Source organism: Streptomyces sp. NPDC111516 (assembly GCF_055635345.1).
The window spans coordinates 195,996-208,874 of sequence record NZ_JBVKBV010000001.1; the positions used below are offsets into that span (position 1 = coordinate 195,996).

Consider the following 12,879-nt stretch of genomic DNA (forward strand, 5'->3'; position numbering starts at 1 on the left):
GTGCTAGCCGACCATGATCAATCTCAACGGCACTTCCTGTACCGCAACTACTCACACCCGGGTGCCGACCGGGGCCTGTCCCAGCAGGAGAACGAGGGGTTTCGCAAGGCACGGCTGATCATGCTGCCGATCGCCGCCGTGTTGCTGATCGCTCTCTTCGTCTATCTGCAGCATTCCTGAGATCCGGACCGGGCCGGGCGAGTGCGGTGCGGGACCGGGGTCCGGCCGGGTTCAGCCTCCGCCGAGTTCCATGAGCGCGTTCACCGGATCGGTGTCCGGAGTGGCGCGGGGCCACCAGTCGCCCTCGCCCGGCTCGGATTCGTAGCCGTACCAACGGCCGTCGTGGCCGAAGCGGAGCTGGAGTGTGCCGCCGGGGTGGGTGAGGTGGTTGCGCCAGGGCTGGAAGCGGGGAAAGCCGGCGGCCGCGAGTGCGGGGCGGGCCCGGTCGAAGGGGCCGGCCGGGGGGTCCCAGGGTGTTTCGAGGACGGCCAGCCCTCCGGCGCCGCCCTGGCGCCAGGCCGCTACCGCCCGGGCCAGGTCGGTGGTGGTGCGGCCGGTTGCGTACGCCAGCTCGCGGTAGAGGGCGCGGGTGGTCGCGGTGAGTCCGGCGGTGGGACGGGACGCGGCCAGACGTACCGCGTCCTGCCAGGGGGTGAGTCCGGCGAGCGGGTCGAGGCCGGTGGTGAGGAGCGTGTGCGCACGGGCCGCGGCATCCGTGGCCAGGTGGTCGAGGGCGAGCGGGTCGCCGGCGCCGGGCAGACTCGGATACGAGGGTGGCTGCCCGTGGTGCGGCAGAACCGGGAGCGGTGCGGGGAGCGGCGGGAGGTAGCGGTCCGCAAGGGCTTCGCCGGCCGGCACGGATGGGGTGGCGGGGGCGGTGGGGCGTTCCCGGGCGGAGTGCGCGGCGTTGCGGCGGCCCAGCTCTTCGAGGAGTTCGCGCTCGCCCCGGCCGCGCAGAAGCAGAAGGACGAACGGGTCGGCGTCCAGCAGCCGGGCCATCTGGTAACAGAGGGCGGCCACATGCTTGCAGGGCCAGCCGTGGTCGGGGCAGGAGCAGCCGGGATCGAGGTCGCCCGCGGTGGGCAGCAGTCCGATGCCGGCTTCGGCCGCCGCGTCGGCCAGCGAGTGCGGCATCTCCTTGGCGAGCAGTGCGGCAAGGTGACCGGGGCGGGCGGCCGCCGTGTCCAGGAAGACGTCCCAGTCGGCGTCGGTGAACGACCGCAGACGCAACTCGGCGCGGTAGGGACGGGGGCGGCTGCCGTGGACGTAGGCGACGACCCGTCCGGGGGTGACGGTGATCGCTGCGACCTTGCCGCTGTCGGCGTACGTGCGGCCGCGGGAGAGCCGGCCCTCGTCCATCGACAGGGACTCCAGGGCGTCCACCCAGGCACGGCCCCACCAGCTGTCCGCGAAGGGGGCGTCGCCGTCACTGGTGCGGGGCGGTACCGCCTCGAAGGTGCGCCGCAGGTCGTCGGGGCCGGGGCGTGGGCGTGCCACGGGGCGGGGGTCATGGCCGGTGTGCAGGCGGGGGCTCATGACGGCCTCCGGAGCGAGACGAGATCGGCGAGGTCGCGGTCGCTGAGCTCGGTCAGCGCGGTCTCACCGGCGCCGAGGACCGCATCGGCCAGGACCCGCTTGGCCCGCAGCAACTCGTCGATCCGGTCCTCGACCGTGCCCTCCGCGATCAGCCGGTGCACCTGCACGGGTTGTGTCTGGCCGATCCGGTACGCCCGGTCCGTGGCCTGTTCCTCGACGGCCGGGTTCCACCAGCGGTCGTAGTGGATGACGTGGGCCGCTCTGGTGAGGTTCAGTCCGGTGCCCGCCGCCTTGAGGGAGAGCAGGAAGACCGGGACCTCGCCGGACTGGAAGCGGTCCACCATCCGTTCCCGCTCGGCCACCGGCGTACCGCCGTGCAGGAGTTGGGAGGGAACGGCGCGCGAGGCGAGGTGGGCGGAGAGGAGCCGTGCCATCGTCACGTACTGGGTGAAGATGAGGACGGAGCCGTCCTCGGCGAGGATCGTGTCGAGGAGTTCGTCGAGCAGGGCGAGCTTTCCCGAACGGCCGGTGAGGCGGGTCGGCTCCTCCTTCAGATACTGCGCGGGGTGATTGCAGATCTGCTTGAGCGAGGCCAGCAGCTTCATGATCAGACCGCGCCGGGCGATGCCCTCCGAGGCCTCGATGAACGCCATCGTCTCGCGGACCGCCGCCTCGTAGAGCGTGGCCTGTTCGCGGGTGAGGAAGACGGGGTGGTCGGTCTCCGTCTTGGGCGGCAACTCGGGGGCGATGCCCGGGTCCGACTTCTTGCGACGCAGGAGAAAGGGCCGGACCAGCCGGGAGAGCCGTTCGACCGCTTCGTCGTTGGCGAGCCCGGCGGCCGTATCGGTGCTCTCGACGATACGGGCGTGGCGGGCCCGGAACGCCTTGAGAGGGCCGAGCAGTCCGGGGGTGGTCCAGTCGAGCAGGGCCCACAGCTCGGAGAGGTTGTTCTCCACAGGCGTGCCGGTGAGGGCGACCCTGGCCGGGGCCTGGATGGTACGCAGCGCCTTCGCCGTGGAGGAGTGCGGGTTCTTCACGTGCTGGGCCTCGTCGGCGACGATCAGTCCCCAGCTGTGGTCGGCGAGTTGCGCCGCGCTCGAACGCATCGTGCCGTACGTGGTGAGAACGAAGCCGCCGTCGGGATCGGCGAGTGTGCGGCCGGTGCCGTGGAAGCGGCGCACGGGGACACCGGGAGCGAAACGGTTGATCTCCCGGTGCCAGTTGCCAAGGAGGGAGGCGGGGCAGATCACCAGGGTGGGCGCGGGATGGGCGCGGTGCAGATGCAGGGCAATGAGGGTGATCGTCTTGCCCAGGCCCATGTCGTCGGCGAGGCAGCCGCCGAGGCCGAGCGAGGTCATCCGGTCCAGCCAGGCCAGGCCGCGCAGTTGGTAGTCGCGGAGCGTGGCGTCGAGGCCGGGCGGTGCGGCGATGGTGGTGTCGTCGGCGGTGATGCGGGTTCGGAGCGCGGCCAGCGCGCCGACGGGCACCGCTTCGACCTGCTCTCCGTCGACTTCGGCGCTGCCGGTCAGCGCGACGGCGAGGGCGTCGACCGGATCGAGCAGCCCGAGCTCCCGCTTGCGCGCCCTGCGTACGAGCGCGGGGTCGACGACCACCCACTGGTCCCGCAGCCGCACCACCGGCCGGTGGGCCTCCGCGAGAACGTCCATCTCCGCCTCGGTCAGCCGCTCGTCGCCCAGCGACAACTGCCAGTTGAAGGAGAAGAGCTGCTCGGCGTCGAAGAACGAGGTGCCGTCGGTGGCCGAGCCCGGCGCGGGACGCACGACGGCGGCGGCGGTGAGGGAACGGGCGAGCTCCCTGGGCCAGTGGACACTCACCCCGGCCGCCGCCAGCCGGGCTCCGGCGTCGCCCAGCAGCTCGTACAGCTCGTCCTCGTCGAGCGCGAGCACATCGGGCACCGGCTGGTCCAGCAGCCGCTCCAGCGGCGTCCAGACGCGGGCTGCACGGCGCAGTGCGAGCACCGCGTCGATCGTGGCCCGGGGACCGAACGGCTCTCCGGCCCCACCGTGCCACAGGGCGGCGGCGTCGACGACGTAGGTCGGGTCGGCCAGGCTGTGCACCTGGGTGATGGCCGCGGCGGCGTGCCGTGCGGCGCCGGGACGAGCATCCGCGGCTGCCGCGGCGGGGGCGTCGTCGTCGCGGCCGTTTCGGTCGTTGTCGGCGTCGTGGTCGCCGCCGCCGTTTTCATGGTGGTCGGCGTACGTATCCGCCGTGTCGAAGAGTTCGTACGCCGACAGATCGAGGCGCAGCGAGACCCGTACGCCCGCGTCGAGCCCGGCCGCGACTTCGACGGCCCAGTCACGGGCTTGCGGCAGATGCTGGGCCTCACGGGCCGCGAAAGGTGCCCCCATCGCGTACGCCGCGGCGGGCGTACGAGGCAAGGTGTCGGCCACCGCGTCGAGGAATGCCCCGAGCAGCCACTCCGGGTCGGGGACCTGGAGCGGTGCGCGGTCCGGGAGCGGGACCGCGTACCCCTCGGCCGGCATGGCGGCGGCGATCGCGCGGAGGTGGGCGATGTCCTCGGCGTCGCGCGGTCCGGCCCGCCAGGCGTCGTGGTCGTCGCCCGTCAGGCCGGGGAGCAGTCTGCCGCGCGCCACCAGGTTGAGCGCCTGGAGCGAGGCGGCGCCCCAGCAGCGGGTCGCGGGGTGGGCGGACTGCTGGTGCCGGGCACGGGCCAGCAGCGGCAGGGCATCACACAGGGGCAGCAGGACCGCGGGCACCGTACGCCGCCGGACGCCGTCCTGCTGTCCGTGCCGACGGACGACGGCGATCTCCACGGCGACCGCACCGGGCACCGCACCCTCACGCCCCCCGGAACCGTCGGCTGCCGGCTCCGGGAGGGGGCCGCCATCGGGATCCCAGAAGGCGACGCGCCCGTCCCTCGGCAGCGATGCCGGAAGGAAGACGGCGGCACACCTCAGAAGGCGGACGGCGGACTCGTCCAGCCGGTGTTCTGCCGTGGTCATCGGTCCCCTCCCGTCCCGCCCTGATCCTCGTGATCGTCCTGATCCCTATGACTCCTGCGAGTCTAGGCGGGGGGTGTGACAACCGGTCGTGCGCCTTCATTCCAGCAGGTCAGAGGCGCTACGGCCAGGCCTCCGGTCCGCGTGACGGAGCAGTCCGGATCAGCGCCCGGCCCCGTGCGTGGCTCAGCGCCTGGCTCGGCGCCGAGCTCCACGCACGCCTCAGTGCCTGGCGAACGGCTTCGAACGAGACGACCGCGCGGGTGCGGTGGCCGCGAGAACAGCGGGCGTGGGAGCGGGCGCCCCGGACTGCGACTTCTGCGCCCGCGACCGTGGCTGCGGATGCGGCTGCGCCTGCCCGGTGCGCTCGGGCTGGGCCTGGGCCGGACGCTCGGGCTGCACCTGCGCGGGGCGCTGCGGCGGCCGCACGGCCTGCTGCGGCTGCGACTCCGTCTGCTGGGCGGGCTGCTGGGCCCTCTCCAGGAAGCGGAGCAGCTCCACCGGGAACGGAAGCACCAGCGTGGAGTTCTTCTCGGCCGCGACCGCGACCACCGTCTGCAGCAGACGCAGCTGCAGCGCGGCCGGCTGCGTGGACATCTCCCTCGCCGCCTCGGCGAGTTTCTTCGACGCCTGAAGCTCGGCGTCCGCGTTGATGACGCGAGCCCGCCGCTCACGGTCGGCCTCGGCCTGCCGGGCCATGGACCGCTTCATCGTCTCGGGCAGCGAGACGTCCTTGATCTCCACCCGGTCGATCTGCACGCCCCACCCGACCGCCGGGCTGTCGATCATCAGCTCGAGTCCCTGATTCAGCTTCTCGCGGTTGGACAGCAGATCGTCGAGGTCGCTCTTGCCGATGATCGACCGCAGTGAGGTCTGTGCCATCTGCGAGACCGCGAACCGGTAGTCCTCCACCTGGACCACCGCATTCGCCGCGTCGACCACCTTGAAGTAGATGACGGCGTCGACCCGTACCGTCACGTTGTCCCGGGTGATCCCGTCCTGCGCGGGCACCGGCATCGTCACGATCTGCATATTGACCTTGTGCAACCGGTCGACGCCGGGGATCACCATGGTGAATCCGGGCCCTCGCACATCGTTACGGAGCCTGCCGAGCCTCAGCACGACACCCCGCTCGTACTGCTTGACGACCTTGGCCGCCGCCGACAGGTACAGCGCACACGCCGAGGCCGCGACCACTATCGCGATTACGAGATCCTGGACCATGACGGCCCCCTGAATACCGGAAACACTGAAACACGGCAATCAATCGCTATTACCACGGTATGCCCACTATCACCCGATATGAACATGGGGCAGGGCTCTCCGCTTACGGCCGTCCCCCGCCCGGCCCGCCCCGGATGCCGGGTCGCCGGGGAGCGGGCAGGGTGACCAGCGTCAGCACGTTCTCCGTGGCGTACGCAGTGCACGCGAGCGGTGCTGACGGCTGAGCCGGACGAGACAGACGAGGACCCGCCCATGCCCGTGATCGATCACCGACGCCGCCGTCTCGGCACAGCGGCCGGGACCGTGCTCCTGACCCTCACCGTCGCAGGCTGTTCCGGCCTCGGCCGGACCGCGGTCGGGCCGGTCATCTACACGACCGAGCGGAACGCCGTGGTCATGGTGAACAGCCCCTCGGTGAAGGGCTGCCACCGGCTCGGTCCTGCGGGTGCCAAGGAAGTGACCAACGGCACCCTGATCGACATCATTCTGTACCGCACACCCGACTGCACCGGGCCGGGTACGACATATGTCGCGACCACGGTCAGCGACGTCAGCGGCGCCCGTAACCTCCCGTGGCGCAGCTTCACCACAGTCCACTGACCGGCCACGAGCAACCACCGACCGGCCGGGCCCGGCGCGGGGAGCCGCTACGCGCGCCCACGCACGTAAGCGACCAGCTCCGCCGTACGGCCCCGCCGCTCGCGGGCTATCAGGACGAGCAGCCCGATGAGCAACGTCGGCATGATCGCGTTCACCCGGTCGAGCAGCGTCAGTTGGACGATGGACGCGCCGGCCATCAGTCCGCAGAAGGCAATGGCCGCCACTCCGGCCAGGACCGGGATCAACAGGGCAATGGCCCCCACCATCTCCAGCCCTCCGATGATGTACATCGCGGCCTGGTTCCAGCCCATGCGGTCGAAGGACTCGATCGCCGTCTCATGGGCGATCAGCTTGGCGAACGCGCTGAACCCGAAGAACAGGGCGAGTACGACCCGTGCAACGGTCAGCGCGACGGTCGCCCGGCTGCGGCCCCCGGCCCGGGCATCGGAAGAAGTCTGGGAATCGGTGTCGGCAGAGGCATCGGCAACGGAGGCGGCGGGGGTGCTCGGGGCCTGCGTGGACTGGGACATCCGGGTCTCCTCGGGGAAGCTACGCGCTGTGGTGTTCGCGAAGAGGTAGACCGGCCCGCGGTCCCGGATTCATCGCTCGCCGGACCACGAATCCAATTCCCCACACCGGACGACGGGCGACCAGGGCCGCGCCGACGTGCTGGAGGTCGGCCGGGCGGGCCGGGTTCCGCGACGGTGGCCGCGCCGCGCACCAAGGTGCTGACGGACTGACCGGCGGTCACCGCGCGGTGTACCGACGGGCCTTCGGCGCCGAGGTCGTCGGCCGGCCCGTCAGTACTCCGGGTATCGCTCGGCCGGCCACGCCACCGCGTGCTCGAACTCCACGCACAGGTCGTCGGCCACCTCCGTGATCACCACTCGTCCTTCGGTCGCGACCAGCCAGGACGGCGGAAGGTGTACGTCCCCGTGGCGGGCGCCGAGCAGATTGCCGCAGACCGCACCGGTGGAGTCGCTGTCGCCCGAGTGGTTGACCGAGAGCAGCAGCGACTGGGCCACCTGGTCGGCGCCCGGCAGCACCAGGGCGCAGTACACGGCGATGGCGAGGGCCTCCTCGGCCACCCAGCCCGCGCCCAGCGTCTCCACCTTCTCGGGGGTCGGCTCGCCCTCGTCGGCCAGGTCGACGGCCGCGCGCAGGGCCGCCGTCGTCTCCTCGTGCCCCGGGTGGCGGCGCAGCAGCTCCATGGCCCGCAGTACCGCGCCCGCCATCGAATCGCCCTCCAGGAGATGGGCGACGATCGCGGCGAACGCACCGGCGGCGTACGCACCGGTCGGGTGGCCGTGGGTGATCTGCGCGCACCAGTGGGCGAGCCGGAAGCCTGCTTCGGCGTCCTTCCCCACCAGTCCGAAGGGGGCGGACCGCATTACCGTGCCGCAGCCCTTGGACCCGGTGTTGACGGGACCTGGCTCGCCGAGCCGCCTTGACGGTTCGGGGACATGGCCGGTAGCGAGGCCCGTCAGGCAGGCGTTGCCGGGGGCCCGGCGCGCGTACAGCCAGGGCTGCTGCCTGAGCCAGCCGGTCCGCACCGGGTTGTCGGCTCCGCCGGCCGGCGGAGCGGGGTGGTTCTGGGTGTCCAGCCAGCGCAGGTACGCGTTCCGCACGATCCCGATCTCGGCGCCGCCGATCCCCTTGGACATCGCCCGGGAATGGGCCCTGATCAGCCCCTCAGCCGTGAACAGGGTCATCTGCGTATCGTCCGTGACACGTCCGACGACCCCCTCCTCGTCCGCGAGAAGTCCCTGCACACCGTGTTCACCGTGCGCGCGGCGGATACCGGCGAGCGAGAGGAACTCCACGGGATTTCCCAGGGCGTCCCCGATCGCTCCGCCCAGCAGACAGCCCCGGACCCTCGCCCTGCGGCCGACGCGGTCCCCCCATGATGTGCCGTTCACGCACGATCCCCTCGATCCCACTGTCGACATGTCCCCAAAATGGCGTCGCGGGTCCATCCTGGTAGGAGAGGGCGATTGCCATGCGTACCGGTAATGAACCGACGACTGCCCGCAGTCCCTTGCGGATGCGGCTCTGCCTGAGTCTATGGGGGCTGGCCTGGGCCGTCTTCGGCCTGGCGGCCTTCACGCTGACCGACCGCCCGGGGTGGGCCGCCGCCTGCGGTGCACTGCTTCTGCTGGTCCTCGTGGACATGGCGGTGATCATCCATCACATCCACCAGGGCCCGCATTACCAGCCGGGCCGCAATATTCCGCCGTACGAACCCGACCACGGCGGGCACGGCAGGTACGGGCACTGACCGGGGCGCGACGTCCGCCGGGCGGTCATACCGCCCGGCGGTGCGGTGTCAGCCCTCCGTACGGAAACTGGCCGCCTTCAGGTACTCCGGGTTCGGGTCGAGGGCCGCGGCCAGCCGGAAGTGGCGGGCGGCCCGGTCGGAGCGGCCGGAGCGTTCGAAGGTGCGGGCGAGCGCGAAATGTGCGAAGGCGTTGTCGGGTTCACGCTCCAGGACGAGTTCGAATTCGAGCTCGGCAGGACGCAGTTGGGCGGCGGCGAAGAAGGCACGGGCCCGCAGCAGTCGGGCGGCCGTGTTCTCCGGATGGGCCGCGATCACCGAGTCCAGGAGCTTCACCGCACCCCGGGGGTCGCGCGCTGCCAGCAGGTGTTCGGCCGCGCGGAAGTCGATGACGTCGGTTTCCGGGGTCCTCTCGGGCACGATTGCATCCTTCCCTTCAGTACGAGGGTTCTCAACACCCGGCCGGGGACCGGTATTCCGGTACGGACATCAGCCGGCCGCGGCCCGCTTCGTCAGCTCCGACCAGACCTTGCGGACCTGCGGCTCCAGGTCCTCCAACGGTCCGTCGTTGTCGATGACCAGATCGGCCACGGCACGCCGCTGCTCCCGGGTGGCCTGCGCGGCCATCCGGGCGCGGGCCTCGGACTCGGTCATGCCGCGCAGCCGTACGAGCCGGTCGAGCTGAGTCTGCGGACCGGCGTCCACGACGACGACCAGGTCGTAGAGCGGGGCGAGGCCGTTCTCGGTGAGGAGTGGGACGTCGTGGACGACGACCGAGTCGGGGCCCGCGGCCCGTTCCAGCTCGGCGGAGCGGGCGCCGACCAGCGGGTGGACGATCGCATTGAGGGTGGCGAGCCGGTCGGCGTCGGAGAAGACGATCGAGCCGAGCCTGGGCCGGTCCAGGGAGCCGTCGGCAGTGAGGATGTCCGCGCCGAACGCCTCGACGACGGCCGCGAGCCCGGGTGTCCCCGGCTCGACGACCTCCCGGGCGATCCGGTCCGCATCGATCAGCACGGCTCCGTATCCGACGAACAGCCGTGACACTTCACTCTTGCCGGCGCCGATCCCGCCGGTCAGGCCCACTTTCAGCATGCCGGGCAGCCTAGTGCCCCTCCCGGCAGGCTTTGTCCGGGGGCAGGAACTGCCGGTCACGGCACCGGTACGAGGGTGGCCGGCGGGGCCGGTCAGATGTCTCCCTCGCGCTCCGCGAGGAACCGCTCGAATTCGAGACCGATCTCGTCGGCCGATGGCAGGTCGACCGGCTCGGCGACCAGATTGCCCCGGGTCTCGGAGCCCGCGAGCGCGTCGTACTGGTGCTCGAGGCCCTCGACGAGCGAGACGAGCTCCTCGTCGCCCTGGTCGATCTGCCGGGCGATCTCGGTCTGGGTGCGGTGGGCCTCCGTACGCAGCGCATGGGCGACGGTCGGCAGGACCAGACCCGTCGCGGCCGTGATCGCCTCCAGGGCAGTGAGCGCGGCGTCCGGGTAGGGGGAGCGGGCGACGTAGTGCGGCACATGGGCGGCTACGCCGAGGACGTCGTGTCCGGCCTCCATCAGCCGGTACTCCACCAGGGCCTCGGCCGAGCCGGGGACCTGCGCCTCGTCGAACGGGCTGCGGTGGCCGGGCATGAGGTCCGTGCGGTTGCCGTGCGGGGTGATGCCGACGGGGCGGGTGTGCGGGACGCCCATCGGGATGCCGTGGAAGTTCACCGCGAGACGGACGCCGAGGCGCTCGACGATCTGCTCGACGGCGGCGGCGAAGCGCTCCCACTCCACATCGGGCTCGGGCCCGGAAAGCAGCAGGAAGGGCGCCCCGGTCGCGTCCTGGACGACCCGGACGTCCAGCGTCGGCGTCTCGTAGGCCGCCCAGCGTTCGCGCCGGAAGGTCAGCAGCGGGCGCCGCGCGCGGTAGTCGACGAGCCGGTCGTGGTCGAAGCGGGCGACGACCTGGTGCGGCAGCGTTTCGAGCAGGCCGTCGACGATCTGTTCCCCGGTCTCGCCCGCGTCGATGTATCCGTCGAAGTGGTAGAGCATGACCAGACCGGCCGACTCCTGGGCGAGCGCCATGTCGACGACGGCCAGCCCCTTCGGCTCCCATTCGTACAAACTCTGCGGATCAAGCACGGTTACCGCTCCTCCTCGTGTTCCCTGAGAAGAACGTCCGGCCGGGCACGAGCATTCCCGGACCATGCCCCTTCACCCGTCGGTTCATGCGCGGAACTTGTGCGAGAACGCGGGCGTGCAGCGCCGTCACCACCTTCTGCGTGGATGTGAACACCTCGACGAGGGCGCCGAGTTGACAACGGAAGGCGAGTCGCACCGGGCGCCCGCGAACAATGGTCCACACCTTGGCACGGCAACACCTCGTCCCTACCGTCACTGGGCAGCACGTTCAGGCCGCGGACACGAGTGAGGCCCGCCCCCGAAGGGAGCGGGCCTCACTTTTCAGCTACTGCGGTCGATCACCGACCGGAGGGGGCGCGGAGCGTCAGCTCTGGCCGCCCGCCAGCTTCTCGCGCAGGGCAGCCAGGGCCTCGTCCGACGCCAGGGCGCCGGAGTTGTCCGCGGACTCCGAGGAGTACGAGCCGCCACCGCTGCCGCCGGAGGCAGCCGGGGCGCCACCGGCCGGGGCAGCAGCACCCTCGGCAGCAGCGGCCTCGTCGGCCTCGCGGGACTTGATGACCTGGGCCTGGTGCTGCTCGAAGCGCTGCTGCGCCTCGGCGTACTGCGTCTCCCACGCCTCGCGCTGGGTCTCGTAGCCCTCGAGCCAGTCGTTGGTCTCGGGGTCGAAGCCCTCGGGGTAGATGTAGTTGCCCTGGTCGTCGTAGGACGCGGCCATGCCGTACAGGGTCGGGTCGAACTCGACCGACGCCGGGTCGGCACCGAAGGACTCGTTGGCCTGCTTCAGCGAGAGGCTGATGCGGCGACGCTCCAGGTCGATGTCGATGACCTTGACGAAGATCTCGTCGTTGACCTGGACGACCTGCTCCGGGATCTCCACGTGGCGCTCGGCCAGCTCGGAGATGTGGACCAGACCCTCGATGCCCTCGTCGACGCGCACGAACGCACCGAAGGGAACGAGCTTGGTGACCTTACCGGGAACGACCTGCCCGATCTGGTGCGTACGGGCGAACTGCTGCCACGGGTCTTCCTGCGTCGCCTTGAGCGACAGCGAGACGCGCTCGCGGTCCATGTCGACGTCGAGAACCTCGACGGTGACTTCCTGGCCGACCTCGACAACCTCGGAGGGGTGGTCGATGTGCTTCCAGGACAGCTCGGAGACGTGCACGAGACCGTCGACGCCGCCGAGGTCCACGAACGCACCGAAGTTGACGATCGAGGAAACGACGCCGGAGCGGACCTGGCCCTTCTGCAGGGTCGTGAGGAAGGTCTGGCGGACCTCGCTCTGGGTCTGCTCCAGCCAGGCACGGCGGGACAGGACCACGTTGTTGCGGTTCTTGTCCAGCTCGATGATCTTGGCCTCGAGCTCCTTGCCCACGTAGGGCTGGAGGTCGCGGACACGGCGCATCTCGACGAGGGAGGCCGGCAGGAAGCCACGGAGGCCGATGTCGAGGATGAGACCACCCTTGACGACCTCGATGACGGTACCGGTGACGATGCCGTCCTCTTCCTTGATCTTCTCGATCGTGCCCCAGGCACGCTCGTACTGAGCGCGCTTCTTGGACAGGATCAGGCGGCCTTCCTTGTCCTCCTTCTGGAGAACCAGGGCCTCGATCTCGTCGCCGACCTTGACGACCTCGTTCGGGTCGACGTCGTGCTTGATCGAAAGCTCGCGGGAGGGGATGACGCCTTCGGTCTTGTAACCGATGTCGAGCAGGACCTCGTCCCGGTCGACCTTCACGATGACGCCGTCGACGATGTCGCCGTCGTTGAAGTACTTGATCGTCTCGTCGATCGCGGCGAGGAAGGCTTCCTCGTTACCGATGTCGTTGACCGCTACCTGCGGGGTGGTGGCGGTGGTCTCGGTGCTGCTCGTCATGTGGGAAAGGGCTCCGGTACGGACAGTGAGTCGTAGGTACTGCTACGCCGGGAGCCCGTATCGCCTCTGCAGAAGCCGGACAGCTCGGGAAGCACCGGACCCGCCGAACGGGAAGCGCCTCGTGAACCGAGGGGACATACAACAGATGCGAGCGCGGCCTGCTAGGTCTGAGGCGCGCAGGCTCGCAGCGCAACTTGTAGCATACGGGGGCAGCCGGGCACGGTCAATGCGCGAAGGCGCACACCCGGGGCACAACGGCCCATA

At 70.7% G+C, this 12,879-nt stretch carries 12 protein-coding genes; 3 read left to right on the top strand and 9 right to left on the bottom strand.

Going from position 1 to position 12,879, the window contains the following annotated elements:
- A complete protein-coding gene (locus tag ACZ7L9_RS00960) occupies positions 1 to 180 on the top strand; it encodes a hypothetical protein (RefSeq protein ID WP_471411312.1) in 180 nt (59 codons plus the stop codon).
- 51 nt (positions 181 to 231) lie between these two features.
- On the opposite strand, the gene ACZ7L9_RS00965 is transcribed toward ACZ7L9_RS00960, so the two are convergent.
- From ACZ7L9_RS00965 to ACZ7L9_RS00975, 3 genes are all read right to left on the bottom strand, one after another.
- Entirely contained in the window at positions 232 to 1,536 is a 1,305-nt protein-coding gene (locus tag ACZ7L9_RS00965) for an SWIM zinc finger family protein (RefSeq protein WP_471411313.1), read from the bottom strand.
- Complete coding sequence (locus ACZ7L9_RS00970) at positions 1,533 to 4,520, bottom strand: DEAD/DEAH box helicase (RefSeq protein WP_471411315.1); 2,988 nt, start codon at positions 4,518 to 4,520, stop codon at positions 1,533 to 1,535. The genes ACZ7L9_RS00965 and ACZ7L9_RS00970 overlap by 4 nt, the downstream gene beginning before the upstream one ends.
- A gap of 219 nt (positions 4,521 to 4,739) precedes the next feature.
- The gene (locus tag ACZ7L9_RS00975; RefSeq protein WP_471411317.1) at positions 4,740 to 5,741 is read right to left on the bottom strand and encodes an SPFH domain-containing protein; all 1,002 of its coding nucleotides are present in this window, start codon (positions 5,739 to 5,741) and stop codon (positions 4,740 to 4,742) included.
- 252 nt (positions 5,742 to 5,993) lie between these two features.
- On the opposite strand from ACZ7L9_RS00975, the gene ACZ7L9_RS00980 reads away from it, so the two are divergent.
- Entirely contained in the window at positions 5,994 to 6,341 is a 348-nt protein-coding gene (locus ACZ7L9_RS00980; protein WP_471411319.1) for a hypothetical protein, read from the top strand.
- Positions 6,342 to 6,388: 47 nt separating this feature from the next.
- Here ACZ7L9_RS00980 and ACZ7L9_RS00985 read toward each other — a convergent pair whose 3' ends face one another.
- Entirely contained in the window at positions 6,389 to 6,871 is a 483-nt protein-coding gene (locus ACZ7L9_RS00985) for a DoxX family protein (protein ID WP_471411321.1), read from the bottom strand.
- A gap of 270 nt (positions 6,872 to 7,141) precedes the next feature.
- The gene (locus tag ACZ7L9_RS00990) at positions 7,142 to 8,290 is read right to left on the bottom strand and encodes an ADP-ribosylglycohydrolase family protein (RefSeq protein WP_471411323.1); all 1,149 of its coding nucleotides are present in this window, start codon (positions 8,288 to 8,290) and stop codon (positions 7,142 to 7,144) included.
- 50 nt (positions 8,291 to 8,340) lie between these two features.
- Between ACZ7L9_RS00990 and ACZ7L9_RS00995 the strand changes: the two genes are divergently transcribed.
- Positions 8,341 to 8,619 (top strand): DUF6343 family protein, encoded by a 279-nt coding sequence (locus tag ACZ7L9_RS00995; RefSeq protein ID WP_471411325.1) that lies wholly within the window; start codon positions 8,341 to 8,343, stop codon positions 8,617 to 8,619.
- A 48-nt stretch (positions 8,620 to 8,667) separates the two neighbouring features.
- On the opposite strand, the gene ACZ7L9_RS01000 is transcribed toward ACZ7L9_RS00995, so the two are convergent.
- The 4 genes from ACZ7L9_RS01000 to rpsA all read right to left on the bottom strand — a co-directional run bounded on the left by ACZ7L9_RS01000 (position 8,668) and on the right by rpsA (position 12,615).
- Positions 8,668 to 9,036 carry a tetratricopeptide repeat protein gene (locus tag ACZ7L9_RS01000; RefSeq protein WP_471411327.1) on the bottom strand — a complete coding sequence of 123 codons (369 nt, stop codon included), beginning with the start codon at positions 9,034 to 9,036 and terminating at the stop codon, positions 8,668 to 8,670.
- 69 nt (positions 9,037 to 9,105) lie between these two features.
- On the bottom strand, positions 9,106 to 9,708 hold the full coding sequence (coaE, locus tag ACZ7L9_RS01005; protein WP_471411329.1) for a dephospho-CoA kinase: 603 nt from the start codon (positions 9,706 to 9,708) through the stop codon (positions 9,106 to 9,108).
- A gap of 92 nt (positions 9,709 to 9,800) precedes the next feature.
- Positions 9,801 to 10,721: a proteasome assembly chaperone family protein gene (locus ACZ7L9_RS01010; RefSeq protein ID WP_471412721.1), complete on the bottom strand. Its 921-nt coding sequence runs from the start codon at positions 10,719 to 10,721 to the stop codon at positions 9,801 to 9,803.
- 382 nt (positions 10,722 to 11,103) lie between these two features.
- Positions 11,104 to 12,615 carry a 30S ribosomal protein S1 gene (gene rpsA, locus ACZ7L9_RS01015; protein WP_072483117.1) on the bottom strand — a complete coding sequence of 504 codons (1,512 nt, stop codon included), beginning with the start codon at positions 12,613 to 12,615 and terminating at the stop codon, positions 11,104 to 11,106.
- Between the last annotated feature and the right edge of the window lie 264 nt (positions 12,616 to 12,879).